This is a genomic window from Pseudorhodobacter turbinis, assembly GCF_005234135.1.
Classification (GTDB): domain Bacteria; phylum Pseudomonadota; class Alphaproteobacteria; order Rhodobacterales; family Rhodobacteraceae; genus Pseudorhodobacter; species Pseudorhodobacter turbinis.
Map to the genome: position 1 here is coordinate 671,199 of NZ_CP039965.1, position 25,395 is coordinate 696,593.

Sequence of the window (25,395 nt, forward strand, 5' to 3'; positions counted from 1 at the left end):
TCGCACCGGAAGTCTGGCAAACACTGGTTTTTCCAGCAGGCCCTTTCCCGCCGATTGCAGGCATTTACCACCCAAAAAACCCCCAATTGTGCTGTTTGCCGCTTTAGCATAACGTCGCGCCAACCATCTTGGCAGCTTGAAACGGGAGACCTCAATGTCAGACGCAACAAAACTCGGCTTTGATACATTACAAATCCACGCAGGCGCGCGACCTGATCCGGCAACAGGGGCCCGCCAGATCCCGATCTATCAGACCACCGCCTATGTGTTTCGCGATGCCGATCATGCGGCGGCCCTGTTCAACCTGTCCGAGGTTGGCAACATCTATTCGCGCCTGACAAACCCGACTGTTTCCGCCCTTGCTGAACGTATTGCGGCGCTTGAGGGCGGCGTGGGCGCTGTTTGCTGCTCTTCCGGTCATGCGGCGCAACTGATGGCGCTGTTTCCGCTAATGCAGCCGGGCTGCAACGTTGTTGCCTCTACCCGGCTTTATGGCGGCACGATCCAGCAGTTCACCAATACGATCCGCAAATTCGGCTGGTCTGCGAAATTCGTGGATTTCGACGATCTGGAGGCATTGGAAGCCGCCGTGGATGACAACACCCGCGCGATTTTTTGTGAAAGCATTGCCAATCCCGGTGGATACATCACCGATATTCCGGCAGTGGCTGCTGTGGCGAACAAGGTTGGCCTGCCCCTGATCGTCGATAACACCACCGCCACCCCCTATCTGTGCAGCCCGCTTGCGCTGGGGGCCACGCTGGTTGTCCATTCCACCACGAAATACCTGACCGGCAATGGCACCGTTATGGGCGGCTGTGTTGTTGATGGCGGCACGTTTGACTGGTCGGCATCGGGTAAATTCCCCAGCCTGTCAGAGCCGGAACCCGCCTATCACGGGATGAAGTTCCATGAGGCCTTGGGCGCTATGGCCTTCACCTTCCATTCCATCGCCATCGGCCTGCGCGATCTGGGCATGACGATGAACCCGCAAGCGGCGCATTACACGCTGATGGGGATTGAAACACTTTCCCTGCGCATGGCGCGCCATGTGGAAAACGCGCAAAAAGTGGCGGAATGGCTGGAAAAGCACCCCAAGGTTGCCAAGGTTACCTATGCCGGGCTTGACAGCTCCCCCTATAAGGCGCGGGTGGCAAGCGTTTGCCCCAAGGGTGCAGGCGGGCTGTTTACCGTGTCACTCAAGGCCGGATATGAGGCCTGCGTGAAGCTTGTCTCTGATCTGGAGCTGTTCAGCCATGTCGCAAACCTGGGCGACACGCGCAGCCTTGTCATCCATCCGGCATCGACCACGCACCGCCAGCTTTCACCAGAACAGCTGGTTGCGGCAGGTGCCTCGCCTGACACCGTGCGCCTGTCCATCGGGATCGAGGATCCTGCCGATATCATCGCGGATCTGGAACAGGCTTTGGCCAAAGGCTAACACATTGCCCCTGCCGCGAATTTACGCGGCAGGGGCATCACTGACGCCTTATTGCGTCAGATACCACGAAATATTGACGTTGACGGCAAAGCTGATCTCTCCGGCCTCGACCGGAACGCTGTCCATCTCGGCACGGGCAAACATGGCGCCGCGCGGAGCTTGGGAATAGCCGCCCCCCTCTGTGATCGCGGCAATCTGGCCAAGGCGCACGCCGGCCGCCCCAGTGATGACTTCGGCACGCTTGCGGGCATTGGTGACGGCCCGCACACGGGCAGCATCAAGCAGCGGGCCCGGCTCTGCCACGCCAAACTCCACCCCGTCCAGCGTATTCGCCCCGTCCTTGACCGCCGCGTCCAGCACCGCACCAAGCTTGTCAAGCACACGCACCCGCACCGTCAGCCGGTTGCGCGCGGTATAGCCGCCGATGGTTCTGCCATTGCCTGCGCTGTTGCTGTCCCATTCGGGCTGCAATGACAGCCCCGAAGTCTGCATATCAGCCGATTTAATCCCCGCCGCCTTGAGGTTTTCCAACACAGCGGCAAGTGCCACGCTATTCGCATCCATCGCCGCTTTTGCGGTTTTATCCGAGCTTGTCACCCCAAGGGTAACCGTTGCCATATCGGGCGCTGCCATCACCACACCTTCGCCGGTAACCGAGATTTGCGCGGCCTGCCCTGCCGAAACCTCTTGCGCATGAAGCGGCACGGATAGCGTTGGCACGGCAAATGCCAAAAGCGCTGTAAAGATCAGAATGTTGTGGGATCGCATTGCGGGTTCTCCAAGGGTTTGTGTCGAACATTGGACTGATTGCATAACCAATACCCGAATTCTAGGCGGATTTGGGCTTATTTTATGTCGAAACCGGGGGCTTTTTCTTTCACTCAGCAGAAACCTGCTGTAGGAATGGGGTAACCTAGAGGCGGGGCTACCCGCAGCTTTTCCTTTTGTGCTAGATCCGTGCAATGAAACCAAACTTTGCCCTGAATATTACCGATGACGCCGCAAGCCTGCTGCACCGCACCGCGCGTGGCTGGACGGAGGTGGGCTCCGTCGATTTCGACAACCCCGATCTTGGGGCGGCTTTAGGCTATCTGCGATCCTCGGCTGTGGGGCTTGCGCCACATGGGATCACAACCAAACTGGTCTTGCCCCCGTCACAGATACTCTACACCACGGTTGCGGCCCCCGGCCCCGATAAAGCCGCGCGTGAAGAACAGATCCGTGCGGGCCTTGAAGGGCTAACCCCCTACGATGTTGGTGATCTGGTCTTTGACTGGTCCGGCACAGGCCCCGAGGTGCAGGTCGCCGTCGTCGCGCGCGAAACGCTGGATGAGGCCGAAGCATTTGCCACCGCCCACCGTTTCAACCCGGTGTCCTTTGTGACAACCCCCGGCGACGGGCAGTTCAGCGGAGAGCCGTGGTTCGGCCCAACCGCGCTCTCCACAACGCTTTTACCTACGGGTGAAGAGGTTGCGCGCGATCAGGCCCCTATCTCGGCCACAAGCAGTGAGGCAGAGGCCACACTTAAAGCCGATGAAGACGCCCTGCACAAAATCGAAGCGGCCAAGGCCGAACGGGAATTGCGCGCACAGGAACTGGCCCAGGCCGAGGCTAAGCGACTGGTCGAAGAGGCCGAAAAGGCCAAGCTGGCCTATAAGGAACGCGAAAAAGCCCGTGCCGCCATGGCCGAGGCCGATCGTGAGCGTGCCATCACCGCAGCGGCCGCTGCTGCTGCACCAGTCGCGCCAAAGGCCAGCGCAGACCCAGAGCCCCCAAAGGCAACACCAACCGAGGCAAGGCCAGCGCCAGATCCTGCCCCGACTGAGGCACCTCCCGCCAAGGTTGAGGCATCCGAACCAGCGCCAGCCAGCCCCAGCGAGAAGCCTCCAGAACCGGAGGCCCCCGACGCGCGCCCGTCGCCAAGCCAACCAGATGAAGCGGTAGAGCCGCCAAAGCCGACACCAGAGCCAAAAGACGAGCCCACCACCAAACCCGACGAGGCCCCAAAAGATGTGGCCAAGCCGGAGCTGCCCAAGACAGATCCCGCAAAGGCTGAACCCGAAGCGCCAAAACCCGTTGAGCCGACGGTGTCAAAACCAAATGAGGCCAAGCCAGAGGCATTAAAGACAGAGCCATCAAAACCCGCACCTGCGGAAACAACGCCGCAAGCCTCTCGTCCGGTCCAAGGGCCGATGCAGCCTACGGCCGAAATCAAACATTTGTCGGCGGCCATCGGCCCCGCGGCACCGGTTTTGCCAAAGGCTTCCGCGAAAACGGATACCCCCAAAATCACAGCCACGCCCGATGCTCCGAAAGTGGCCCCAAAGCCACTGAACGGCACCTCGCCTTTTGCACAGGGTGCCAAGCCGGAGCTGCCAAAAGAAAAATCCGGCAAAAAGGCCGCCGCAGCCGCAACAATTTCAAGCGTTCCCACCAAGGCAGAGGCCTTGTCGCGCTTCAAATCCAAGGTTTCGGAAAATCCCCCTGATGTGCCGCGCACAGCAGCCTCGGGCGATGCGAGCATGGGGGAGATGGGGGCGAAACTGGCGATTCGTCGTGGCAAGCCGCGTTTCCTCGGGCTGATCCTGACAGTGATCTTGCTAGCTGTACTGGCCTCGATCGCGGCCTGGTCCTCGGTTTATTTGTCCCGCAACACATCAGAGGCAGAGCAAACCCTGATCGCCGAAGCGCCCGAGCCAAGCGAACCAACTGCCCCCGTCGAGGCGGCACCTCAGCCTGCCGATGTGCCCGAACCTGGCCCTGATGTCCCCGCAAGCGATGTCGAGGTTCAAGCCGAAGGCCCGGGGCGCGGCCCACAAGACGAGATCATGCTTGCAGGCACAGATCTACGGCCTCCGGCATTTGATCCTGTCGCCAGACCGCTTCCTCGTGCGCGCCCTGATGGGGCACCTGATCCGGCGATGCCGCCACCGCCCTTCGGGACCGAATACACGTTTGATGAAAACGGTGGTATCCTTGCCACCGCCAATGGCGTGATCATGCCCGAAGGCTTCTGGCTGATTGCGGCACGCCCGCCAGTTGTGCCACCGACCCGCGCGACGCCAGAGCCCGCGCCCGCGCCCGCGCCCGAAGAAACCGCCGCTCCAAGCCTGACGCCGCCAGTGGCGGATGGCACATTCCGTCCGGACCAGAACGCCGAAGACCGCAAGCCCCGTGGCCGCCCCGCAGCACTTGACGTTGTTCCTGCCGCAGAGCCCGCCCAGCCCGAAGATGACGCCGCCTTGACAGATGCCGGGCCTGACCTCTTGCAGTTTGCATCCCTGCGGCCGCCAGTCCGCCCGGAACCCGTGCTGACCGCCGCCGAAATTGCCCGCGAGTCCGCATCCGGCGCGTCCCTCATGGCCAGCGCGCGCCCCCAAGATGACCTGATCAGGGTCGCCATGTCACCGCGGCCCGCAGCGCGGCCGAGCGATTTTTCGGGGGCGATTGCTGCTGCTGTTTCTGCCGCCGCCCGCGAAACCTCGCGCAATCAGGCGGCACAACAACGCAGCGCTGATCCCGAAGAAGCAGCCGAGCCCGAGGTAAAAGCCTCTGCCGCCCCCCGCATCCCGACACGCGCAAGCGTGGCCAAGCAAGCCACCTTCAAAAATGCAATCAACCTGTCAAAGACCAACCTCATCGGGGTCTATGGCTCCAAGAAAAAGCGGTATGCGCTCGTTCGCACCTCCTCGGGGCGCTACCAGAAAGTCCGCGTTGGTGACCGTGTGGATGGGGGCACTGTTGCCGCGATTACCACGACAGAAGTGCGCTATAAGAAAAGCGGTCGAATGCTAAGCCTGACGATGCCAAAGGGCTAACATTGCCCGTGCATAGTAAAACCCCGCCCGGCATCATCTGCGGGGCGGGGACAAAATCTATTGCGCCTAGGGATCAAGCCGCCGGGGCATAGGCAAAACGCAGATCGATCCAGCGGCCCTGCGGAATATCCACCGGCTTACCTGCTGCCCAGCCCGATTTCCAAACCACGGTGCTGGTCTTTACCTCTAGGGTCTGGCTCTGCGCATCATAGGATGTTTGCACAAAAACCAACCGGTTGCCGTTCTCATCCTGTGGCACCTCGATCTGCCAGCCCTGATCAGCAAGCTCTTGCACCCCTGAAAGGGTGTAATGCCCCTTGCCCACGCGGGTGAATACGGCTGGAACCGGCTCGACCGGATCCTCGATATGATCATTATGCAAACGCAGGATCGGAGAGGCGGCCTTGATAAAACCGTTGCTGTCCACCGTGGTATTCGTTGCATCATAGATCTTGGCCCAAGAAGTCCATGCGCCGCTGCGATAGCTGCGGTGATACATCGTATCGCTCAGCGCGCTTTGCCAGCGCTGGGTCGCGGTGCCCGCAGCCAATGTGGTATGATGCAAAATCCCGTCGGGCCCGCCCGCAGGCACAGTGCCGGTTGTGGTGCCATCAGTGCCATAGGTCCCGCTTGGTATCGCCACGGCGTCGACATCCGCAACAATCGGCAGGCTAACAGACCCAAGCCCGAAATTGCCAACCGTAAGCAGGCGGCCTGCGCGGGCATCCGTTGCCGTTTCGGTGATCGCCTCACCGGTCAACAAACCGGTATCGGCTGCAATGCTCAGCGCATTGGTCCAGCTTGCGCCATCAGGGCTGACCTTGATCGAAAAATCATCGTTCCCTGCCGTGCCCATCTCGGCGCGGCCGGACCAATCGGTTTGAAACAACAGGCTGGCAGTATCAGAGGCACCCGACTTGTTGATCTTGAGCTGATGCCCCGCGCCTTCATGCGTCAAAAGCGTAGCGGCAGATGAGACTGAAAGCCGGTTTGTGGAATCGTAGCCTGCGTTGATGCCAACACCTGTCAGGTTCACCAGCTCTGCCGGGGCAAGACGTGCCCAGCCAGCCGTACCAAAACGCCAAAGGCTACCATCGGTGATGTCCAGGAACTGCCATCCCTCTTGCGGGGTCAGAAACAGCCATGCATCACCGTTCCAGGCCGCAAGCGTCTCTGGCTGGCCAGCCCAATCCCCGGTCGGTGCCGCACCCAGCGCCCAGACCTGGCCGACTAACGGCGACACTGGCGGCGTGATCGCGCCAAAGGCCTGAACGGTCGGTTGCACCAGCAAATCAAGGATCTGCAAGGCTTCGTTATGGGTCACATGTTTTTGGGCCTGCGAGGGTGCCAGATAGGGTAGCGACAAGCGTGCGGATTGGTCAGACATGGGCATTGCTCCGGTCATAGGGTTTGCACGACACCCTGTGCCGGATCCATTAAGATTTGCGAAACCATGCGCGCGCTGCAGGGGGTCCGACACATGCAAAACGCCCCGAACTCAAGGAACGGGGCGCACGTAAGATCAGGTCAAAGCAGCGGTTTCAGTCAGAGCGGAGGACGCCCCTTCAACGCGCGCGCGATCATTGCCACCACAAACAGAACGATAAAGATAAAGAACAGAATCTTGGCAATCCCGGCAGAAGCGCCTGCGATACCACCAAATCCAAGGGCCGCCGCAATAAGCGCAACAATCAGAAAAGTAAGGGCCCAACCTAGCATGTGTCATCTCCTTCAGGTGCAAAAGGTTTCGTCGTCAGATACCGAACAAACGCAACCTTTAGCTCGGCGGTTCCCGATAAATTCTGCCGCCACCACTGGGAACCAAGACGCACCCAAAGACGTTTATTTCCTGAAAACCCACAGGAGATCCAAATGACAGAGCTGAACATGTTCGAATTTTCCGGCATCGGCGGATTGATTATTCTGGTGCTGGACGTCTGGGCATTATTGGCAATCGCGGGGTCAAATGCCACCATGGGCCGCAAGGTTTTATGGGCTCTATTGGTGATCTTTGCGCCGGTTCTCGGCTTTATCATCTGGTTTTTTTTCGGGCCGCGGGCGCAGAAATAGGTTTACAGCCCTATTCAACTCCCTGCCCCGCGCATAACATCAACAACGGAGACTGAAATGACCAAACATGATCAAACTGCATCCGACATGATCAAAAGCGGCAAAGCCACCGCCGAAGAGATCGCCGCTCAAGGCAAGGACGCGGTGGACACCGCCACCAAAAAAGCCAAGGAGATGGCCGAGGCAGGTGCAACCGAAGCGCAAGACCATGTTGAACAAGCCCGCGCCGTGCTTGCCCAGAACGTGGAACAAGCCACCGCAGCACTGCGCGACACCTCGTTCAGCGATATCGCCGCGCGCACCAAGACCTTTGCCAAGGACCACCCCGCCCTCTTTGTGACCGGAGTCGCACTGGCGGGCTACGCCCTGACCCGCGTTCTGCGCAGCGAAGGTAAAACCGATGATGCGGCACCAAAGGACGCGTAATGCCCCCTGAAGAAGATCAACCGCCTGTCAGTGAATTGCTCAGTCAGGCAGCATCTCACCTTGGCCGCATCTTTGCGGCCGAGGCAGGATTGATGCGGCTGGACCTACGGTCCGCGAAACAGGCGGCGGCGATGGCCGCCGTTTTTTGTTGTCTGGCGGTTCTGCTTGCGCTCGTGTCTGTCCTGCTTTTGGGGATGGCATTGGCCAGCGGCTTGATCGCCTTGGGGCTGCCGCCTTGGGTGGCGCAATTCGTGGCGGGTGCTTCGCTGATGGTCCTTGGCATAGCGGCCTTGCTGCGGGCGCAGGCAATGCTGCGGCGTGTGACCGGCCTGCCCGCGCGGGTTTACGCGCGGCTGACCGGGGACGTCGACGCCGTGGTGAAAGCCACCAAGGCGGAGGACACACAATGAACCGTGACCAGTTAGAAGCCCTCCGCGCCGCAGAAACCCAAGCCCTTGGCAAAACGGCATCAACCCTGTCCAAACGGCTAAACCCACAACAATTGCTGGATGCAAAGGTGCTTGCCTCAGCCAAGGACCGCGCCGCAAAATTGGCGATACGGCCCAGAACAATCGCCGCAGTCGGCGCAGGGGTTGCTGCGGTTATATGCTGGGCTGTGTTCAAAAAGCCCAAACCTGCCGACCCAAAAGCAAGCCCTGCCCCCCCCGTCGCGCCCCAAAAGCACAGCTTGTCTGCGGAGCTCTCGACCGTCGCGCTAGAATTGGCTGCCGCCGCGATCCTTGCGCCAGCGGGGGGCAGCCGCCCGCAATCCATGCGCCGCCACACCACGACCGCAAAAGAGGCGGCAGTGGTCTTGGCAGGGGATGCCCTGCGCCAATTCGGTACCAAAGCGCTGGATGAGTATCGCAAAAATGCGAAAGCCACCGAAAAACCTACACCGGAAGAACCGGACTAGGGGCAGCGCCCTTTGCACAGAAATCGGCCCCCGCGTCCTTTCGGAGCGCAGGGGCCGTTCGTTCATTCAGATCGCAAATCTCGCAAGATCAGGCTTTGTTGAGGAAGTCATCCACTTCCTGCTCTGCCTGCTCTTTGGAGCGGCCGTAGCGCTCTTGCACCTTGCCGACCAGCTGGTCACGATTGCCTTCAATCTGGTCCAGCTCATCATCGGTCAGCTCGCCCCATTGCTCTTTTGCGGCGCCTTTGATCTGCTTCCACTTGCCTTTGATTTGATCCATATTCATCGGGTCTTCCTCCTTGCAAACGGCCTGCACTGCGCTGGCCTTCTATACAGGGATAACGCGTGGATATGGCTCTGGTTCCCGCTTGCACCCCCGAAACCCCACGGAATCACACCATTTCTTCGGGCAGTATCGGGACCGGTTTTCCGAACGCCTCGGCCCGTGCGATATCATGCGGCAAAAGCAGACATTCACGGTCAGACGGCGCACGCCGGGCATTGGCCCAGATCGCGGTGCGCCAACGGTCATAAAGCGCGCGGGGTGTCTCGCTCTGCGGGATCGCACCCTCCGGCCACCAATGGCGCAACAGCGGGCCCGTCAGGGCCGCCACATCTTTTGGCGCGTCCAGCCTGACCCCCGCCTCGGTATCCCAAAACAGGCTGCGGCGGTTCAAGTTGGCAGAGGCAACAATCGCCGCGCGGTCATCGAACAGCGAAACCTTGGAATGCACGTAGATCAAGGGCGCGCCGTGCAATCGGTCGGGGCCGTCCCCAGCCGCCTGCCGCCTTTGCGCTGGTGAGGTCACCAACACACGATTGCCAAATGCGCGCGTCAAACGGCGCAAAGCGCGTGCCTGCAGGTATGCCCCAAAGCGCGCATCGAACCCGCGCTTGCCCTCAAATGCGACATCATCAGGGGCGGCGGGCAGAACAAGGATCACCCGCAAATCCGGTGCCGAACGGGCCCGACGCGCCAAGGCACGTGACAGCGCGCGGTCCCGAAAATATTGGGTTTCGATATAGATCAGCCGTTCCGCCCGCGCGATTTCATCCAAATGGGCCTTATGAAGCTCATCGACCGCGTGATGCGGGCCAAAGTGTGCCCAATTGATCCGGCGACGGGTGGACAGCGTGCGCAAGAACGGGGGGGCCTCGGGCGCGGGGGCGGTTGTCCCCGCTGTATGGGCGTGAAAGCCGCGCAGATGCGCAACGGCGGCGGCAACGCCTGCACCCTCTACCTCTAGCTGGACATCATGCCACGTTTGGTCGCCATCCTGATTGTGATCAAGCGTATCAAACCGCCGCTCATTCAGGTCCAGCCCGCCGATATAAAGCCGCTTTTCATCAAACACCGCCAGCTTTTGGTGGTGCAAACAGGGATATAGCGCCGGAAGCACAAAGAGCCGCGGCCAAAGCCTGCCCCGCCGAAGGGTCAACGCCTCTGCCATCCCCGGCATATCGCGCAGGGTGGCCCTGCGTTCAGCCTTGGTCAATCCGTTCAGCCATTTTGACACGCCGTAAAGCCGCTTGAGGATATAGGGCCAAATCGCCAGACGGATCAGCCTGCCTGTCTGCGCGGGATGGCGCAGCACCTTCAGTTGCAAGCGGCCCGGATGGTTGCTGACCCCCGCTGCGGCCAGAAACATGCGGCGGGTGCGCATGGCGGCGCGGTGCATTTTGGGGCGGCCAATCGGGTCCACATCACTGATCGAGATGGATATATTCACCCCGCGCGCCAAAGTATGATGGACAAGATCAAACCAAGTCGCCCCTATCGCGCGCCCGCGTTTTGACCGCAGGCGGGTCGAAAGGTCGAACACCATGAAGCTTGCCAGAATGCTGCTTTCCGCATCGAGGAAATGTTCTTCAAGGGCGGGATACGCCTGGGCTGCGGTCACGTGAACGGCGCGCAAGATCTGGTCGCTCACGACGGATCAGTCCCGGCCGCCGCACGGTTTTCCGCTTTCATCAAATCCGACACCCTGAAAATTACCTCCAGCCGGTAGCTATCACCATCCTGGCCCTGGCTCAACGTGCCCCCGATCTGCTGGGCAAAAGCCATTTGCAGCTGCGCGCCAAGTCCGGTGCTGGTGTTCATCGCCTCACCATCGCGCGTCGCGTCATGATCTGCAATGCTGTTCACAATGCGCAAGACCACCTGCCCGTCATCCACTCGCTTCATGCTAATGGACAGCGTCGGAACAGCGCCCCCCACCCCGCGGGCATATTTCAGCGCATTGGTCAGCGCCTCGGTCATCAGCAAGGACAGTGGAACCGCCTGATCCGGCGTTAGCAAGATGTCATCGAAATCCGTATCCACCTTGACCTGACGACCCGGAGCAGAGGCAAGCGCGACCGTCTGACGAGTGATATCGGACAGCAATTCATTTGCATAAACATCCGATTGACCTGTGGTCTGATAAAGACCGCGGTGGATCGTCGCCAAACTCATCACCCGCTCTTGCAGGCTTTTCAACAGGCCCTTGGCCTCTGGCGTGCGGGCTTGGCGCATTTGCATATTCATGATCGAGGCGATCAGTTGCAGGTTATTTTTAACTCGGTGATGCACCTCACGCAGCAGCACTTCTTTTTGATGCACCTCGTCTTCAAGGCTCGCCTCGTTGCGGATAATATCATCGGTCATTGCCGCATAGGCCTGCGCCATTTCGCGCAATTCCAGCGGCGCATCCTTCAACACCAAATCGGGGTGCCTGCGCATCCCATGCGCAAAAGAGGCGATGGAACGGTTGAGGGAACGCACATGGCGCACCACCAGCATCTCGGCCGCCCAGATCGACACCACAAGCCCCGCCACCCACATCAGGATCGGAAAGACCATCGGCCGAACACCCAGAAAGCTGCGATTGGCATTTGGCGGATTGATCCAGCTCGACATCACGTAAAGCTCGTTTCGCACGACAGGTAAGGTCGCATAGGTCCGCCGCTCTCCGGCTCCTGAAAAGCTGGTGAAGAGTCTGGGCTTTTCGCCAACGAAAGAGGCCAGATCTCTGGTCGCCGGGATCGTCTCATCAACCTTGTCGAAGCCCATGCTGGCGGTCAGCACCTCTCCGTCGCGGTTGAACGACCAGAAGTTGACGCCGTTTTGATCCGCCTCGCCGGATTTATCCTCGAGGATGCGCAGACGGGAATGGGGCACCCAAGCGCCGAGGTACCCAAGATAGACACCCTGCGCGTCAAAGATCGGGCGCAGCACGCCGATCACCGAGGTCCGCGAAACCGGCCCCTCGCCTGTCATTGTAAACGTCGGTTCACGCGCGGTGATAAGCGTCTTGAACAGCGCCACATCGGAATAGTCAAAGGATTCACCGCTCGAGGAACACGTCATCCGACCATTTTCCGGTACGAAAGACAGCAGCGTCAGCTCTGGCATATCAGAGGCCAGCTTGCGCAAACGGTTCACGCAGGCGGTATTGTCCTTGATTAGATCGGGCAAGGTCACAGCAGCACCGGCGACCAGGCCTTCAGCACGGCTGATCACCCGGATCTCCCCCAAAGCCGCGCGCAATGTTGCGCCCATCAGGGCCTCGTCAGAGCGGCCTTTCGCCTCCCGGGTCAGGTTGCTGGTTTGCAGATAGGCAACGATGCCTAGGGGCAAAAGCGCCACCACCATCAAAGTTGCCAGCCGCACGCCAAGACGCTGCGAAGCAGGAAACCATTTCGCAGCGACGGACATTGGCATCAGGCAGCATCCATCCCACGCGGCAACAATGCCTCTACCCCGTCAATGACAGCGCTTTCGCCTTCCCCCAGTTGCAGCAATTCAGCCAGATGTTTGCGGGCGCGGCTGGTCCGGCTTTTGACCGTGCCGGGGGCGACGCCCATCATTTCAGCGGCCTCCTCGGTGGTAAAGCCAGAGGCGCCGACCAGAATAAGCACCTCACGGTGTTCAACGGACAACTGATCAAAAGCATGGCGGAAATCGGTAAAGGCAAGTTTGCCGTCATGGTCCGGCTTCACCGAGAGCTGACTTGCATGCACCCCTTCAGGGTCCGAAACCTCGCGCTTGTGCTTGCGAAGGCTGGAATAGAACGTATTGCGCAGGATCGTGAACAGCCAAGCCTGCAAATTGGTGCCCGTCTGGAATTTATCAAAATTCGTCCAAGCCTTTACGATAGTGTCCTGCACCAAGTCATCCGCCGCCGGAACATTGCGCGTCAGACTGATTGCAAAGGCCCGCATCTGTGGCAAACAACTGACAATCTCGTCGCGCGGGTCACAACTTTCTGAATCGCCGCTCATGATTTGGCCTCGCGCAGTTTGTCCTTGTCACGCAATTTCGAAAGCAGATCCTTGAACCGGTCCGGCACCTCCTCGTCCAGCGCCTCCTGATAGACACGCTTCAGGTTCCGGTCGATTTGTAGGCGCAGTTTGGCTTTTGGGTCACTGTCAGGCATAATGAAAACTTCTTTCCGCTGGTCCGGCGCTGATTTCGCAATATATATGGGAACCAAACGCGGCGGGATGCGTTTGGTTCCCATGAAATCGGGAAAAAAACAGTCATCGATATTAATGAGGATAAAAATGCCACATACCGCGAGCGACGATCTTGCCGCCACCATAGGCAAATTGCTGCCCTTCCTGCGGCGTTATGCAAGGGCTTTGACCGGGAGCCAAGAAACCGGTGACCGCTATGCCGCCGCCACACTTGAGGCGGTCTTGGAAAATACCGAGGCGCTTGGCGCCGATCCCCGTGTTGGCCTGTTCCACGCGTTCCATATCGTCTGGTCCAGTGCAGGGGCCCCTGTCGGCGAACCCGACACCCGGTTTTCGGCCATCGCACAGGCCCATATGGCCGCCCTGACCCCGAATTCCCGTGAGGCGCTGCTGCTCAAGGCTATTGAGGGCTTTACCGCCGCCGAGGTCGGCCAAATCATGGGCGTTGACACAGACGAGGCCCTTCACCTTGTCGCTATCGCCATGGAAGAGATGGAGGCCGCCCTTGCAGGCCGTGTCATGGTTATCGAGGATGAGGCCATCATCGCAATGGATATCAGCGCCATCGTCGGCGAAATGGGCCATACAGTGACCGGCATCGCCCGAACCCGCACCGAGGCTGTTACGCTCGCTTCCTCGGAAAAGCCTGATCTGATTTTGGCAGATATCCAACTTGCTGATAACTCCTCCGGGATTGACGCGGTAAATGATATTCTGGCGCAATTTGCAGATATTCCGGTGATCTTCATCTCTGCCTTCCCGGAACGGTTGCTAACGGGCGACAAGCCAGAGCCTGCCTTCCTGATCACCAAGCCCTTCTCCGAAGATCAGGTGCGCTCGGCGGTTAGCCAGGCCATGTTCTTTGCCAGCACCGAAACGCTGCACGCCTAAAATCCTGCACGGAAAGGCCCCCGCTTTAATCCTGCACGGAAAGGCCCCCGCTTTCGGGGGCCTTTTTATATGCGGCCTATTTGGACGTGGCGCGCAACATCCATGCCGCCTGCTCATGAAAGGCCGAGCGTGCCGTGGCCAGATCCGCGGTCACAGGGTCACCATTTTCTTCGGCCAATGTGATAAGCTCGTGGAAACGGCGGGCAACAGTGGTGTGGTCTTTCGCCAGATCCTCAACCATTTCCTGCGCCGACGGGGTTTCCTTCAAATCCTTGATCACCGACATATCCATAATCGCCGAGAGCGACATCGGCGCCAGATGCCCCAAAGCCCGAATACGTTCGGCCACCACATCGGCGGCAGCAAACATATCGTTATATTGCTCTTCGGTCAGGTGATGGATGGAGAAGAACATCGGCCCCTCAACATTCCAATGATAGGCATGGGTTTTAAATACAAGCCGGTAGGTATCGGCAACAGCATTAGCCAAACTATCGGCCAATGCCTTGGTTTTCGTGATGCCGGTTTTCACCTTATCCGCTTTGGGCGTGACGTTCATTTCGTCTGACATTCGGTTTCCTTCCGCGTAGTTGCACGTTAGTGGCCAAGCTGTCCGCCCGACCTCACCCATACAACGCAGCGCGCGCGGGCCCGGTTCCGCCTTGGGGGAAACCCGTTATTTGCGGTAGTAATCGCGAAACCAATCGACAAACTGCGCGATCCCGTCGCGGAAATCGGTTTGGGGCTGATACCCTGTCAGCTCTTTGAGCAAGGTCGCATCCGCCCATGTTGCGGGCACATCGCCCATCTGCATGGGCATGTAATTGCGGATCGCCTTCTTGCCCAGACAATCCTCGATCGCATCCACAAAATCCAGCAGGCGCACCTTGTCGGAATTGCCAATATTGACCACACGGAAGGGCGCCGCATGCGAAAGGCTATCCCATGCGGGGATATCCTCTTTGCTGTCGGGCTGTTGCGGCACCGCATCCATCAACAGCCGGATACCGCGCACCAGATCATCGACATAGGTGAAATCGCGGTACATCTCACCGTTGTTGTAAATGTCGATCGGCCGATCATCGAGGATTGCATCCACAAATTTATAAAGCGCCAGATCGGGTCGCCCCCAAGGGCCGTAAACGGTGAAAAAACGGAACATTGTCGTGGGCAGGTCCCACAGATGGGCATAGGCATGGCCCATCCCCTCATTCGCTTTCTTGGTCGCGGCATAGATGGTCAGCGGCAAGTCTGCCTTTTCGGTCTCGACAAACGGCATCACGTCATTCGCGCCATAAACCGAGGAGGTAGAGGCCATCAGCAAATGCTGCACCTTCAGCCGCCGCGCCGCCTCCATCACCGTGAATGTGCCGATGACATTGCTGTCGAGATAGGCGCGCGGGTTCTCGAGGCTATAGCGCACACCGGCCTGCGCCGCGAGGTGGACAATCACATCCGGCTGAAACGCATCGGCGACGGCATCAAATTTCTCCGCATCCTCCAACATGCCTTCGGTGGCGGCGAAATTCGGGTTTTGTTGCAGCATCGCATGGCGACGTTGCTTGAGGGTGACATCATAGTAATCCGTAATGCCGTCATAGCCGTGGACCTCAAAACCCTCGGCCAGCAGCAGCTTTGCCAGATGAAAGCCGATGAACCCCGCCGTTCCGGTAATCAAGATTTTGCGGGCTGTCGTATGTTCGGTCACTGGCTCATCCTCTCAAAGTCGGCAGATATCATTGCAGGCCCGCCCTCGGGTGGGATTTCAAAATAGGGTAGCCCGCACGAAAAGCGGTATAAGCCGCATCAAAGGCATCAATAAGGCCCTCAACAGGTTTGATCACCTGCGCTGTGGGGGCCGGGCGCATCACGTCCATTACCGGTATACCCAAGGCCGCAGTCATGCCAAGCCTTGCAGCCCCAAGCGCTGCACCAAATTCACGGCCTTCGGGGACATGCAGCGGCGTTTTCAACACCGTCGCCAGCAGTGATAGCCAGTAGCTTGAAGCGCTGCCCCCGCCAATCGCATAAAGCTTATCATAGCGCGCACCCGTGGCGGCGATCGCCTCAAATGAATCGCGCAGCCCGAAACAGACGCCTTCCAGCACCGCTTGGGTCAGATTTTCGCGGCTGCTGTCCTTGCCGATCCCGATAAACCCTGCGCGGATTGCGGCATCATTATGCGGCGTACGCTCCCCCGAAAGATAAGGGAAAAACGCCACTGGTCCCGGCGCTTTGATCTTTGGACCCAGCGCCGTGGTCAGCGCTTTCGGGCTAACTCCGGTGATCGAGGATAGCCACGTCAGGCTGTCCGCCGCCGAGAGCATGACCCCCATTTGATACCAGCGATCCGGCACCGCATGACAAAAGGTATGCAGCGCATTTTGCGGGGCGGGACAAAACCTGTCTCGCGCCAACAGCACCACGCCCGAGGTGCCGAGCGACACAAAGCCCTGACCCTCTTGCAGGGTGCCCAAACCGCAGGCAGCCGCCGCATTATCCCCTGCCCCGCCGGCAACGCTCACCCTGCCCGCCAACCCCCATTTCTGTGAAATGCAGCGGCGCAACACGCCCGCCTCTGCGCTGCCCTCAACCAATCGCGGCATCTGGTCGACGCGCATATGACTGTTTTTCAACAACACATCCGACCAATCCCGCCCCGCGACATCAAGCCACGACGTACCAGCACTGTCCGACATATCGGCAACATGATCCCCCGTCAGATAGAGGTTCAGGAACGCCGCAGGCAGCAACACCTTGGCCGTGCGTGCAAAAATATCAGGCTCATGCTTGCGCAGCCATTCCAGCTTGGGCGCGGTAAAGCCGGGGAAAACAATGTTGCCGCTGATGGCGCGAAACTCGGGGCGGGCATCTAGTGCGCGGGCCTCGGCATGGCTGCGGCTGTCATTCCACAGGATGCAGGGGCGCAGCACCTTGTCATCGGCATCAAGCAAAACCGCCCCATGCATATGCCCCGCCACGCCGATACCGCGAAGCTGTGCAAACGCGGCATGCCGGTCGCGAAGCTGCGCCACCGCCCCTTCCAAGGCGGCGATCCATACCGCGGGGTCTTGCTCTGACCAGCCCGAGTGGGGGTGCGATGTGGTATAACCTTGCTCAGCCGTGCCCAAGGCCTCGCCGCTGTCGCTTACCAGCAAGGCGCGCAGCCCTGAGGTTCCAATATCAATGCCGAGAAAGCTCATATGCAGGGTTTCTGTGGTTGTGGCGGCGGCGGCACAAAAGTCACCCCCGAGCGCATAATTTCGCACACAGTGCCGCAGAACGGCCCCCGATTCAACCAGTCTGCGCGCCACACCAAATCCACGGGATCCCTCACGGCGATGTCGCTTTGCAGATGCCGCAAAATGCTATAAACGGCTGGGATGGAGCGTGCATTTCAATCAGGTAAAAACAGCCTTGGCGCCGATCTGTCGGATCTGGTGGCATGCCCTGTTTGCGATACACTGCACCGGTTTTCGGCTATTCCGCAAGGCGGGCGCGGAACGTGCAAGCGCTGCCATCATATTCTGGCGACCCCACGCCCCAATGCGATGACGCGGATCGTAATGTTGGCCATCACCGCCACGATCCTGATGATGGCTGCCATCAGCTTTCCTTTCCTGACGATCGAGACACATGGCCTGCGCCAACAAGCCTCGGTGATCGATACGATCCTCGCCTATTCCGAAGGGTTGATGGTGCCGCTTTCACTGGCAATGGCGGCGCTGATTGTGGTGCTGCCGCTGACGCGCCTGACCGCGATCCTTTATACGGTGGCCCCGATGGCGCTGGGGCATCACCCCGTGCGCGGGGCGGCACGGGCGTTTCGCATTGCGGAGCACCTCAAACCCTGGGCGATGGCCGAGGTGTTCATCGTTGGCGTGGCGGTTGCCTTGGTCAAGGTGGGGGGGCTTGCAACGCTGACCATCGGGCCGGCCTTTTGGGCCTTTGCCGCCCTCGTCCTTATCACCATCCTCCAAGATAACTTCATGAGCAGTCTGATCATATGGAAAACCCTGGAAACGCGCGGCACTACCTGACGGCCCGCGAAGCGGGATTGGTCAGCTGTACGACCTGCGGCAAGCTTCATCCCGCGGGCGCGAAAACATGCCTGCGTTGCGGCGCCAATCTTGCCAGCCGCGATGCGCAAAGCCTGCAAAAGGTCTGGGCGTGGTGGATTGCGGGCGTGATCGCCTTTATCCCCGCCAATACCTATCCGATGCTGAAAACCGCCACCTTGGGCAGCCAATCCGAAAGCACCCTGCTGGGCGGCATTGTGGAATTGCTGCACCACGGATCGCTGGGCATTGCGGGCATCGTATTTTTTGCCAGCATCGTCATTCCGGCCAGTAAGTTCCTTGCCATCGCCTATCTGGCACTGGGCATTGGACGCCCCCACCGCAGCAGCGCGCACCTGCGTCATCAAGTCTATGAGGTGGTCGAATTTGTCGGGCGCTGGTCGATGATCGATGTCTTTGTCGTTGCAATTTTGACGGCACTCGTTCAATTGGGCGCCGCAGCCAGCATCCATCCCGGCATCGCGGCTGTTAGTTTTGCCCTCTCCGTTGCTTTTACAATGCTCTCGGCCCAAAGCTTTGACGCTCGGCTGATCTGGGACGCAGACAAGGACCAAGCCAAATGACACTGCCTGATGTACCTGAAATGGACGTAAGCCCTGCGAAACGCTCGCCTTGGCGCAACCTGTCGCTGGTCTGGCTGGTGCCTGTACTGGCGTTAATGGTGTCCCTTGGCGTGGCGTGGCAAAGCTATAGCAACAAGGGCAGTTTGATCACCATCGTCTTTCAGGATGCTGCGGGGATCACCCCCAAGGATACGACCATCCGCTACCGTGATGTGATCATCGGCGCGGTAGAGGAGGTCAACTTCTCAGCCGACATGTCCAAGGTCATCGTGGCGGCCCGCATAGACAAGGATGTGGCGGCAACCTTCAGCCCCGACACCCTGTTCTGGGTTGTGCGGCCAGAGGTAAGCGCTCGGGGCATCAGCGGGCTGTCGACTGTGCTTTCAGGCGTCTATATCGATTCCGCATGGATACCCACGACCTCCTCGGATGCGCGCGAATTCAAGGGCTTGTCGGAAACCCCGCTGATCCGCCCCGGCCATGAGGGCACGCGCATCAAGATCCGCTCCAAGAACGGCACCAGCCTGACCGCTGGCGCGCCGGTATTTTTCCGCGGGATGGAGGTTGGCCGCCTTGACACCCCCCGCCTGTCGGAAACCGCCGATAGCACCGATGTCGAGGCCTTCATCAATGCGCCCTATGACAAGTTCCTGAACACGAATTCGCGGTTCTGGAACATGGCGGGGTTTTCGGTCACGCTGGGGCCCAGTGGGCTGGATTTGAACGTCGCCAGCCTTGGGTCCTTGCTGACCGGCGGGATCGCCTTTGAAAATATGGTCACGGGCGGTGCGCCTATCTCCGATGACACCATCATCCGCCTCTTTGCAAATGAGACCGCCGCGCGTGACAGCGTCTTTACCCAACTCAGCGCCAATTCGGTCAAGATGTCGGTGGTCTTCCGCGAATCCATCAGCGGCCTTACCTCTGGCGCGCCGGTCGAATTTCGCGGGCTACGTATCGGGCAGGTTAGCGGCATCGGTGCCTTTATCGTGAAAACCGATGCGGGAAGTGCCGTTAACATGCGCGCCGTGATTTCTATCGATCCGCAAGCCTTGGGCCTTGATGCCGATGCAGACGCCGAGACCACGCAGGCCTTTATCGCAAAACTGGTTGCCGAAGGGGTGCGCGCACGCCTGTCGACCACCAGCATCTTTAGCGCCGCGCTGAAGGTAGAGCTGGCCGATATCGACAATGCCGACCCCGCAGAGCTTGGTCAAGACGGGGATGGCACGCCAATTATCCCAAGCGTCATCTCCGACCTTCCCGATTTCACCGCGACCGCCGAAGGGGTCTTGCAACGCATCAACAACCTGCCGATCGAAGATGTGATGAACCAGACCATCTCTCTGATGGCCTCGATTGAGGCGATTGCGACGTCGCAAAGCACCCAGCTGGCCCCCGATGCAATTCTGGGCCTAATCGGTGATGCCCGCGAGTTGATCGGCAAAGAGGACACCCAAGCGATCCCTGCCGAATTGCGCGGTGTGATTGCTGACCTGCGCAGCATCGTATCGGAGCTGAAAGAGCGCGGCGCGGTTGACCAACTTTCCAGCGCCCTGACCAGCTTTGACAAAGCCTCGGCCGATATCGCCGCCGCCTCGGGTGATTTGCCACAGTTGATCGCGGATCTGCGCAGCATCGCGACCAAGGTGAACGAGCTGAAAGCCGAAGAGCTGATCGCCGCCGTGACCCGTGTGATGGACAGCACCGATGCGCTGATCGGTGCCGAGGGCGTCAAGGATATCCCGCCTGCCCTCGCCTCGGCGCTGACCGAAATACAGGCGTCTTTGCGTGAATTGCGCGAAGGCGGTGCGGTGGAAAATACCAATGCAACGCTGGCCTCGGCACGTGAGGCCGCCGATGCGGTGGCCCAAGCCGCGCGTGACTTCCCCGATGTCACAGCACAGCTGGATCAGCTTGCCTCCAAGGCCGATGCGCTGCTGTCGGCTTATGGTGACCGATCAACCTTCAATTCCGAAACGCTTGATCTGCTCAGGGAACTAAAAGCGGCGGCCAAATCCGTCTCGCAGCTTGCCCGCACAATCGAGCGTAACCCCAATTCCCTTATCTTAGGACGTTGATATGACCCTGCGTATCGCTGCCATCACCCTCGCCACCGCTTTGCCGCTTTTTGCCTGCGGTGATACCAACGCGCGGTTCCCCATCGCCGCCCCGACCGAGACCAGCCAAACGCGGGTGGCCGTGCGGAGCATCGAGGTGCGTGAGGTGTCACTTCCGGCCTATGCTGCCGCATCCGAGATTGTGGTGGAACAGGAAGACGGCGCACTGACAGTGGTGTCAAAGGCGATCTGGGCCGATGATCCGGTGCGCGGCGTGACGGGTGCCTTGGCCCGCAGCCTTGATCTGCGCTCCACCGCCAATGTCGCCGCCGAGCCTTGGCCACTTGCCGACGCTGCCGATGCACGGCTGGAGGTGCGCATCGATCGTATGATCGCAAAAATGGATGGCCAATTTGAGCTAAGCGGTCAATTCGCCATCGCAGCCCCACGCGGCGCAATTCGCGAAACCATCCAGCGGTTCACGGTCACAGCCCCGATGACAGACAATTCCCCCGCCGCCGTAGCGCAGGCGACAGGGGTTGCAATCGATAATCTGGCGGCGGTTATCATCAAGAAACTGGGCCGCTAGATTGCGGGATTAGCTGCTAGTATAGGCCTCGATTGCGGCCTCGACGCCGTCGCTTTGGATAAGCGTCATCCAAGCTGAAAAATCGGCAGAAAACCCCTTGTTATCAACCAGCTCTCCGTAAAAATGCCGCATTTCCAGCCACGCCTTAGGCGCGATTTTTGCGGCATTTGCGGCGGGCACCAACAAATCCCAATGCGGATCATTTGGCGCAATTTCGCTGCCATCCTCTCGGATGCCCGTGCAATAGCGCGCCCAGATGGCCGAGACGAGCGCAAGCCCGCGAACAGGCGTGTCTGCCTTCAACCCCGCCCGGATAGAGGGCACGATAAACCCCGGATGGCGGCTGGAACCATCATAGGCCACGCGGCGGGTGGTATCGGCAATCTCGGGGTTGGAAAACCGCCGCTCAACCAAATTAAGGTACTCCTGCGCCGAGCATCCGGGCACCGAGGCCACATGCGGGGCGATTTCCTCGGTGACGGTTTTGCGCAAAAGCGCGCGGATACCGGGATGCGCCATGGTTTGCGCAATCGTCCCCAGCCCCAGCAATTCGCCCGAGGCTGCAATAACCTGATGCCCGCCGTTAAGGATACGGATCTTCATCATCTCAAAATCATGCACACTGTCGGAAAATATCGCACCGACCTTGTGCCAATCCGGACGGCCGGCGCAAAAAGCATCCTCAATCACCCATTGCCGAAAATTCTCATGGGTGACGGGGGCCGCATCCTTGATCCCGAAACCATGAGCCAGCGCAATTTCGGCCGGACCCGTGGCCGGAACAATGCAATCCACCATTGAATTGGGAAAGCTGCATTCGGCATCGATCCAATCGGCCAGCGCGCTATCGGACAGATGCGCAAGCGACAGAACCGCCTGACGCAACACCGCCCCATTGCCTTGCAGATTATCGCAACTCAGGCAGGTAAAGGGCCCAAGGCCAGCATCACGGCGCAGCCTCAGCGCCGCAATCATGGCCCCAAAGGCGGTGCGGGGGTGGTCCGGGTTTGTGGCGTCATGCTGGATGTCATCATGGGTCGCATCAAAATCACCCGTTGCAGGGTCGGTGAAATAGCCGCTTTCGGTCACCGTCAACGACACGATCCGAATGCTCGGATCTGCCATTTGCCGGATCAGGGGGCCGTTGCCCGCCTCAACCGGCAGAAAATCAATCATCGCGCCGGTGATCTCGGCCGATTTCCCCGAGGGGTCCAGCTCTATCAACGTGGTCAGGCAATCTTGCGCCAGAAGGCGGTCACGTTGGGCGCCGTCACCGGGGCGCACACCGGCACCAACAATGGCCCAATCATGGTTTAGGCCTTCGTCAAACAAACGGTGCAGATACCACGCCTGATGCGCGCGGTGGAAATTGCCCAGCCCGATATGAACGATACCGGGGCGCAAGCCGACACGGTCATAGCGTGGAACGCGCACGGCCACCTGCCCAAGCGTTGCGTTTGACAGGGGGATCAGCTCATCCATTGGCCACCATCCACATTATAGGTCTGTGCTACGATGTAATCGGCATCAGAGCTGGCCAAGAACACGGCCATCCCTGTCAAATCCTTGGCTTGACCCATGCGCCCGAAGGGCACGGCAGCCCCCACCTCACGCCTCTTTTGGCCGGGAAACTTATTCTCATGCTTGGCGAAAAAGGCGTCGACCCCCTCCCAATGCTCTCCATCGACCACGCCGGGGGAGATCCCATTCACGTTGATGCCATATTTGATCAGATCAAGCCCCGCCGATTGCGTCAGCGAGATCACCGCAGCCTTTGTCGCGCAGTAAACGGCGACAAGCGCTTCGCCACGGCGGCCCGCTTGGCTGGCAATATTGATGATCTTTCCGCCCCGCCCATGCGCGATCATCTGCTTTGCGACCGCCTGCAGGGTGAAAAGCGTGCCTCCAACATTAACAGCAAACAGCCGGTCAAAATCGTCACGTTCAATCTCCACAATCGGCGCTGCCGAGAACAGAGCGGCGTTATTGATCAGAATGTCGATATGCCCGAATGCGGTAACCACCTCATCCACGGCGCTGTCGATGCTGGCTTGGGAGGAGATATCCATTTCAACCGCGATGGCCCCAAGCTCTTTGGCGGTTTCGCGGGCCCGTGCGATATTGATATCGGCAATGGCAACTTTCGCGCCCTCACGGATATAGGCGGCTGCAAACGCGCGACCAATGCCGCGCGCGCCCCCTGTGATAAGCGTGGTTTTCCCCTTCAGGCGCATCATGACAACCGAAGCCCCTCTGCATTGAAGCGGTGGATCTGATCAGCGCGGGGCGTCAGGTGGATGGTGTCGCCGTGACGGAAACTTACCTCACCCGGTGCGCGCACTGTAATCATTTCTGCCAGTCCGGTGTCATGGATATGAAAGAAGGTGTCAGAGCCGAGATGTTCAGCGACCCCAACCTTGCCCTGCCACATGCCGCCACTGTCAGAGACGTCGATATGTTCGGGCCGGATGCCGATGGTTTTGGCGTCGCGCTTGGCGGCCTCTGGTCCGCTGATCAGGTTCATCTTTGGGGAGCCGATGAAGCCCGCCACAAACAGATTGCGCGGCGCGTGATAAAGCTCCAGCGGGCTGCCGACTTGTTCAATCACACCGGCTTGCAGGACCACGATTTTGTCGGCCATGGTCATGGCTTCGACCTGATCATGGGTGACGTAAATCATCGTGGTTTTCAGCCGTTCGTGCATTTCGCAAATCTCAAGCCGCATGCCGACACGCAGCGCGGCATCAAGGTTCGACAGCGGCTCATCAAACAAAAAAGCCGAAGGTTCGCGGACAATTGCGCGCCCGATTGCCACCCTTTGGCGTTGCCCGCCCGAAAGCTGGCCGGGGCGGCGGTCCAGATAGTCGGTCAGGTTCAGCGCGCTTGCCGCCGCCGTGATCCGGCGGTCCTGTTCGGCCTTGTCCATCTTGGCCATCCGCAGCGGAAAGGCGATGTTCTTGCGCACCGACATATGCGGATAAAGTGCATAGGACTGGAACACCATCGCCAAGCCGCGCTTGGCCGGTGGCGTAGCGGTTGCATCCGCATCATCAATCTCGATGCTGCCAGAGGTCAGATCCTCCAGCCCTGCGATCATCCGCAGCAAGGTGGATTTGCCACAGCCCGAAGGGCCGACAAAGACCGCGAACTCTCCGTCCTCGATGGTAAGATCAAGGGGCGGGATGACCTGAACGTCGCCAAACTTCTTGGTGACCTGCTTAAGTTGGATTTTTCCCATGAGGTAATTCCTTATTTAACCGCGCCAAAGGTGAGACCGCGCACAAGCTGCTTCTGGCTGAACCAGCCAAGGATGAGGATTGGCGCAATGGCCATGGTCGAGGCGGCAGAGAGTTTTGCGTAAAACAAGCCTTCGGGGCTGGAATAGCTGGCGATGAAAGCGGTTAACGGGGCCGCCTTTGCCGCCGTCAAGTTCAGGGTCCAGAAGGCCTCGTTCCACGCAAGGATGAAATTCAACAGCAGGGTTGAGGCAATGCCCGGCACCGCCATCGGCGTCAGCACATAGACGATTTCCTCGCGCAGGGTTGCGCCGTCCATCCGCGCGGCCTCCAGAATCTCACCGGGGATTTCGCGGAAATAGGTGTACAGCATCCAGACGATGATCGGCAGGTTGATCAGCATCAAGATTACGGTCAAGCCGGTCCGGCTGTCCAAAAGCCCCATCTTGATGAAGATCAGATAGATCGGATAAAGCACGCCGACCGCAGGCAACATCTTGGTCGAAAGCATCCAAAGCAGGATATCCTTGGTGTGCTTGGATGGAACAAAGGCCATGGACCATGCCGCAGGTACCGCGATGATGATGCCCAGAATGGTCGACCCGCCCGCAATGATGACAGAGTTCAGCAAGAACCGGCCATAATCGGACCGCTCTAACACCACGCGGTAGTTGTCGAGCGACCAGTCAAAGAACAGGAAAACCGGCGGGTCGGAGATTGCGGTTGCCTCGGATTTAAAGCTGGTCAGGATGGTCCAGAGGATCGGAAAGAAGATCAGCAATCCGATGGTCCAAGCCGCGGCGGTGTTGATGATCTTGCGATTTGTGGTGACTGTGCGTGCCATTATA

General features: G+C 59.4%; 26 protein-coding genes. 11 read left to right on the forward strand and 15 right to left on the reverse strand.

Annotated features, from left to right (window positions below; all coding sequences use genetic code 11):
• The first annotated feature begins 154 nt into the window (after positions 1-154).
• On the forward strand, positions 155-1,441 hold the full coding sequence (locus EOK75_RS15615; protein ID WP_137194995.1) for an O-acetylhomoserine aminocarboxypropyltransferase/cysteine synthase family protein: 1,287 nt from the start codon (positions 155-157) through the stop codon (positions 1,439-1,441).
• A 48-nt stretch (positions 1,442-1,489) separates the two neighbouring features.
• Here the strand turns inward: EOK75_RS15615 and EOK75_RS15620 are convergent, their stop codons facing one another.
• Positions 1,490-2,209, reverse strand: a complete 720-nt coding sequence (locus EOK75_RS15620; RefSeq protein ID WP_240794124.1) for an SIMPL domain-containing protein — start codon at positions 2,207-2,209, stop codon at positions 1,490-1,492.
• Positions 2,210-2,403: 194 nt separating this feature from the next.
• Here EOK75_RS15620 and EOK75_RS15625 point away from each other — a divergent pair, with 194 nt between their 5' ends.
• Entirely contained in the window at positions 2,404-5,259 is a 2,856-nt protein-coding gene (locus tag EOK75_RS15625) for a hypothetical protein (protein ID WP_137194996.1), read from the forward strand.
• A 73-nt stretch (positions 5,260-5,332) separates the two neighbouring features.
• Here the strand turns inward: EOK75_RS15625 and EOK75_RS15630 are convergent, their stop codons facing one another.
• Positions 5,333-6,646, reverse strand: a complete 1,314-nt coding sequence (locus EOK75_RS15630; protein WP_137194997.1) for a DUF2793 domain-containing protein — start codon at positions 6,644-6,646, stop codon at positions 5,333-5,335.
• 158 nt (positions 6,647-6,804) lie between these two features.
• Positions 6,805-6,978 carry a DUF1328 domain-containing protein gene (locus EOK75_RS15635; protein WP_137194998.1) on the reverse strand — a complete coding sequence of 58 codons (174 nt, stop codon included), beginning with the start codon at positions 6,976-6,978 and terminating at the stop codon, positions 6,805-6,807.
• A 153-nt stretch (positions 6,979-7,131) separates the two neighbouring features.
• On the opposite strand from EOK75_RS15635, the gene EOK75_RS15640 reads away from it, so the two are divergent.
• The 4 genes from EOK75_RS15640 to EOK75_RS15655 are packed head-to-tail and all read left to right on the forward strand — an operon-like array spanning position 7,132 to position 8,671.
• Entirely contained in the window at positions 7,132-7,329 is a 198-nt protein-coding gene (locus EOK75_RS15640) for a PLD nuclease N-terminal domain-containing protein (RefSeq protein WP_240794125.1), read from the forward strand.
• Between the two features lie 57 nt (positions 7,330-7,386).
• Positions 7,387-7,755: a hypothetical protein gene (locus EOK75_RS15645; RefSeq protein WP_137194999.1), complete on the forward strand. Its 369-nt coding sequence runs from the start codon at positions 7,387-7,389 to the stop codon at positions 7,753-7,755.
• Complete coding sequence (locus tag EOK75_RS15650; RefSeq protein ID WP_137195000.1) at positions 7,755-8,165, forward strand: phage holin family protein; 411 nt, start codon at positions 7,755-7,757, stop codon at positions 8,163-8,165. Before EOK75_RS15645 ends, EOK75_RS15650 begins: the two co-directional genes overlap by 1 nt.
• Positions 8,162-8,671 carry a hypothetical protein gene (locus EOK75_RS15655; RefSeq protein WP_137195001.1) on the forward strand — a complete coding sequence of 170 codons (510 nt, stop codon included), beginning with the start codon at positions 8,162-8,164 and terminating at the stop codon, positions 8,669-8,671. Before EOK75_RS15650 ends, EOK75_RS15655 begins: the two co-directional genes overlap by 4 nt.
• 88 nt (positions 8,672-8,759) lie before the next feature.
• On the opposite strand, the gene EOK75_RS15660 is transcribed toward EOK75_RS15655, so the two are convergent.
• From EOK75_RS15660 to EOK75_RS15680, 5 genes are all read right to left on the reverse strand, one after another.
• The gene (locus tag EOK75_RS15660) at positions 8,760-8,957 is read right to left on the reverse strand and encodes a CsbD family protein (RefSeq protein WP_137195002.1); all 198 of its coding nucleotides are present in this window, start codon (positions 8,955-8,957) and stop codon (positions 8,760-8,762) included.
• 106 nt (positions 8,958-9,063) lie between these two features.
• A complete protein-coding gene (locus EOK75_RS15665) occupies positions 9,064-10,602 on the reverse strand; it encodes a phospholipase D-like domain-containing protein (RefSeq protein WP_137195003.1) in 1,539 nt (512 codons plus the stop codon).
• Complete coding sequence (locus EOK75_RS15670) at positions 10,599-12,374, reverse strand: sensor histidine kinase (RefSeq protein WP_137195004.1); 1,776 nt, start codon at positions 12,372-12,374, stop codon at positions 10,599-10,601. The genes EOK75_RS15665 and EOK75_RS15670 overlap by 4 nt, the downstream gene beginning before the upstream one ends.
• On the reverse strand, positions 12,374-12,934 hold the full coding sequence (locus EOK75_RS15675) for an RNA polymerase sigma factor (protein WP_137195005.1): 561 nt from the start codon (positions 12,932-12,934) through the stop codon (positions 12,374-12,376). Before EOK75_RS15675 ends, EOK75_RS15670 begins: the two co-directional genes overlap by 1 nt.
• Entirely contained in the window at positions 12,931-13,089 is a 159-nt protein-coding gene (locus tag EOK75_RS15680; protein WP_137195006.1) for a NepR family anti-sigma factor, read from the reverse strand. Before EOK75_RS15680 ends, EOK75_RS15675 begins: the two co-directional genes overlap by 4 nt.
• Positions 13,090-13,216: 127 nt before the next feature.
• Between EOK75_RS15680 and EOK75_RS15685 the strand changes: the two genes are divergently transcribed.
• The gene (locus tag EOK75_RS15685; RefSeq protein WP_137195007.1) at positions 13,217-14,020 is read left to right on the forward strand and encodes a response regulator; all 804 of its coding nucleotides are present in this window, start codon (positions 13,217-13,219) and stop codon (positions 14,018-14,020) included.
• A gap of 76 nt (positions 14,021-14,096) precedes the next feature.
• On the opposite strand, the gene EOK75_RS15690 is transcribed toward EOK75_RS15685, so the two are convergent.
• The 3 genes from EOK75_RS15690 to xylB form a co-directional block, all read right to left on the reverse strand.
• Entirely contained in the window at positions 14,097-14,591 is a 495-nt protein-coding gene (locus EOK75_RS15690; protein WP_137195008.1) for a Dps family protein, read from the reverse strand.
• A gap of 105 nt (positions 14,592-14,696) precedes the next feature.
• Positions 14,697-15,728: a GDP-mannose 4,6-dehydratase gene (locus EOK75_RS15695; protein ID WP_137195009.1), complete on the reverse strand. Its 1,032-nt coding sequence runs from the start codon at positions 15,726-15,728 to the stop codon at positions 14,697-14,699.
• A gap of 28 nt (positions 15,729-15,756) precedes the next feature.
• The gene (gene xylB / locus EOK75_RS15700; protein WP_137195825.1) at positions 15,757-17,223 is read right to left on the reverse strand and encodes a xylulokinase; all 1,467 of its coding nucleotides are present in this window, start codon (positions 17,221-17,223) and stop codon (positions 15,757-15,759) included.
• Positions 17,224-17,403: 180 nt separating this feature from the next.
• Between xylB and EOK75_RS15705 the strand changes: the two genes are divergently transcribed.
• From EOK75_RS15705 to EOK75_RS15720, 4 genes are read left to right on the forward strand one after another with little or no spacing between them, the layout of a single operon-like run.
• Positions 17,404-18,060, forward strand: coding sequence for a paraquat-inducible protein A (locus EOK75_RS15705; protein WP_137195010.1), 657 nt, complete (start codon positions 17,404-17,406; stop codon positions 18,058-18,060).
• Positions 18,027-18,662: a paraquat-inducible protein A gene (locus EOK75_RS15710; protein WP_137195011.1), complete on the forward strand. Its 636-nt coding sequence runs from the start codon at positions 18,027-18,029 to the stop codon at positions 18,660-18,662. Before EOK75_RS15705 ends, EOK75_RS15710 begins: the two co-directional genes overlap by 34 nt.
• Positions 18,659-20,743, forward strand: a complete 2,085-nt coding sequence (locus EOK75_RS15715; protein WP_137195012.1) for a PqiB family protein — start codon at positions 18,659-18,661, stop codon at positions 20,741-20,743. The genes EOK75_RS15710 and EOK75_RS15715 overlap by 4 nt, the downstream gene beginning before the upstream one ends.
• A 1-nt stretch (position 20,744) precedes the next feature.
• A complete protein-coding gene (locus EOK75_RS15720) occupies positions 20,745-21,311 on the forward strand; it encodes a PqiC family protein (RefSeq protein ID WP_137195013.1) in 567 nt (188 codons plus the stop codon).
• 9 nt (positions 21,312-21,320) lie between these two features.
• Here EOK75_RS15720 and EOK75_RS15725 read toward each other — a convergent pair whose 3' ends face one another.
• The 4 genes from EOK75_RS15725 to EOK75_RS15740 are packed head-to-tail and all read right to left on the reverse strand — an operon-like array spanning position 21,321 to position 25,391.
• Positions 21,321-22,793 (reverse strand): mannitol dehydrogenase family protein, encoded by a 1,473-nt coding sequence (locus EOK75_RS15725; protein WP_137195014.1) that lies wholly within the window; start codon positions 22,791-22,793, stop codon positions 21,321-21,323.
• A complete protein-coding gene (locus tag EOK75_RS15730; RefSeq protein WP_276612542.1) occupies positions 22,781-23,548 on the reverse strand; it encodes an L-iditol 2-dehydrogenase in 768 nt (255 codons plus the stop codon). The genes EOK75_RS15725 and EOK75_RS15730 overlap by 13 nt, the downstream gene beginning before the upstream one ends.
• Positions 23,545-24,549 carry an ABC transporter ATP-binding protein gene (locus EOK75_RS15735; protein WP_137195015.1) on the reverse strand — a complete coding sequence of 335 codons (1,005 nt, stop codon included), beginning with the start codon at positions 24,547-24,549 and terminating at the stop codon, positions 23,545-23,547. Before EOK75_RS15735 ends, EOK75_RS15730 begins: the two co-directional genes overlap by 4 nt.
• Before the next feature lie 11 nt (positions 24,550-24,560).
• Positions 24,561-25,391: a carbohydrate ABC transporter permease gene (locus EOK75_RS15740; protein WP_137195016.1), complete on the reverse strand. Its 831-nt coding sequence runs from the start codon at positions 25,389-25,391 to the stop codon at positions 24,561-24,563.
• Between the last annotated feature and the right edge of the window lie 4 nt (positions 25,392-25,395).

Coding starts and splice junctions, on each gene's coding strand:
- EOK75_RS15615 (WP_137194995.1), top strand. CDS start 155: ATGTCAGACGCAACAAAACTCGGCTTTGATACATTACAAATCCACGCA.
- EOK75_RS15620 (WP_240794124.1), bottom strand. CDS start 2,209: ATGCGATCCCACAACATTCTGATCTTTACAGCGCTTTTGGCATTTGCC.
- EOK75_RS15625 (WP_137194996.1), top strand. CDS start 2,404: ATGAAACCAAACTTTGCCCTGAATATTACCGATGACGCCGCAAGCCTG.
- EOK75_RS15630 (WP_137194997.1), bottom strand. CDS start 6,646: ATGTCTGACCAATCCGCACGCTTGTCGCTACCCTATCTGGCACCCTCG.
- EOK75_RS15635 (WP_137194998.1), bottom strand. CDS start 6,978: ATGCTAGGTTGGGCCCTTACTTTTCTGATTGTTGCGCTTATTGCGGCG.
- EOK75_RS15640 (WP_240794125.1), top strand. CDS start 7,132: ATGACAGAGCTGAACATGTTCGAATTTTCCGGCATCGGCGGATTGATT.
- EOK75_RS15645 (WP_137194999.1), top strand. CDS start 7,387: ATGACCAAACATGATCAAACTGCATCCGACATGATCAAAAGCGGCAAA.
- EOK75_RS15650 (WP_137195000.1), top strand. CDS start 7,755: ATGCCCCCTGAAGAAGATCAACCGCCTGTCAGTGAATTGCTCAGTCAG.
- EOK75_RS15655 (WP_137195001.1), top strand. CDS start 8,162: ATGAACCGTGACCAGTTAGAAGCCCTCCGCGCCGCAGAAACCCAAGCC.
- EOK75_RS15660 (WP_137195002.1), bottom strand. CDS start 8,957: ATGAATATGGATCAAATCAAAGGCAAGTGGAAGCAGATCAAAGGCGCC.
- EOK75_RS15670 (WP_137195004.1), bottom strand. CDS start 12,374: ATGCCAATGTCCGTCGCTGCGAAATGGTTTCCTGCTTCGCAGCGTCTT.
- EOK75_RS15675 (WP_137195005.1), bottom strand. CDS start 12,934: ATGAGCGGCGATTCAGAAAGTTGTGACCCGCGCGACGAGATTGTCAGT.
- EOK75_RS15680 (WP_137195006.1), bottom strand. CDS start 13,089: ATGCCTGACAGTGACCCAAAAGCCAAACTGCGCCTACAAATCGACCGG.
- EOK75_RS15685 (WP_137195007.1), top strand. CDS start 13,217: ATGCCACATACCGCGAGCGACGATCTTGCCGCCACCATAGGCAAATTG.
- EOK75_RS15690 (WP_137195008.1), bottom strand. CDS start 14,591: ATGTCAGACGAAATGAACGTCACGCCCAAAGCGGATAAGGTGAAAACC.
- xylB (WP_137195825.1), bottom strand. CDS start 17,223: ATGAGCTTTCTCGGCATTGATATTGGAACCTCAGGGCTGCGCGCCTTG.
- EOK75_RS15705 (WP_137195010.1), top strand. CDS start 17,404: ATGGAGCGTGCATTTCAATCAGGTAAAAACAGCCTTGGCGCCGATCTG.
- EOK75_RS15710 (WP_137195011.1), top strand. CDS start 18,027: ATGGAAAACCCTGGAAACGCGCGGCACTACCTGACGGCCCGCGAAGCG.
- EOK75_RS15715 (WP_137195012.1), top strand. CDS start 18,659: ATGACACTGCCTGATGTACCTGAAATGGACGTAAGCCCTGCGAAACGC.
- EOK75_RS15720 (WP_137195013.1), top strand. CDS start 20,745: ATGACCCTGCGTATCGCTGCCATCACCCTCGCCACCGCTTTGCCGCTT.
- EOK75_RS15725 (WP_137195014.1), bottom strand. CDS start 22,793: ATGGATGAGCTGATCCCCCTGTCAAACGCAACGCTTGGGCAGGTGGCC.
- EOK75_RS15730 (WP_276612542.1), bottom strand. CDS start 23,548: ATGATGCGCCTGAAGGGGAAAACCACGCTTATCACAGGGGGCGCGCGC.
- EOK75_RS15735 (WP_137195015.1), bottom strand. CDS start 24,549: ATGGGAAAAATCCAACTTAAGCAGGTCACCAAGAAGTTTGGCGACGTT.
- EOK75_RS15740 (WP_137195016.1), bottom strand. CDS start 25,391: ATGGCACGCACAGTCACCACAAATCGCAAGATCATCAACACCGCCGCG.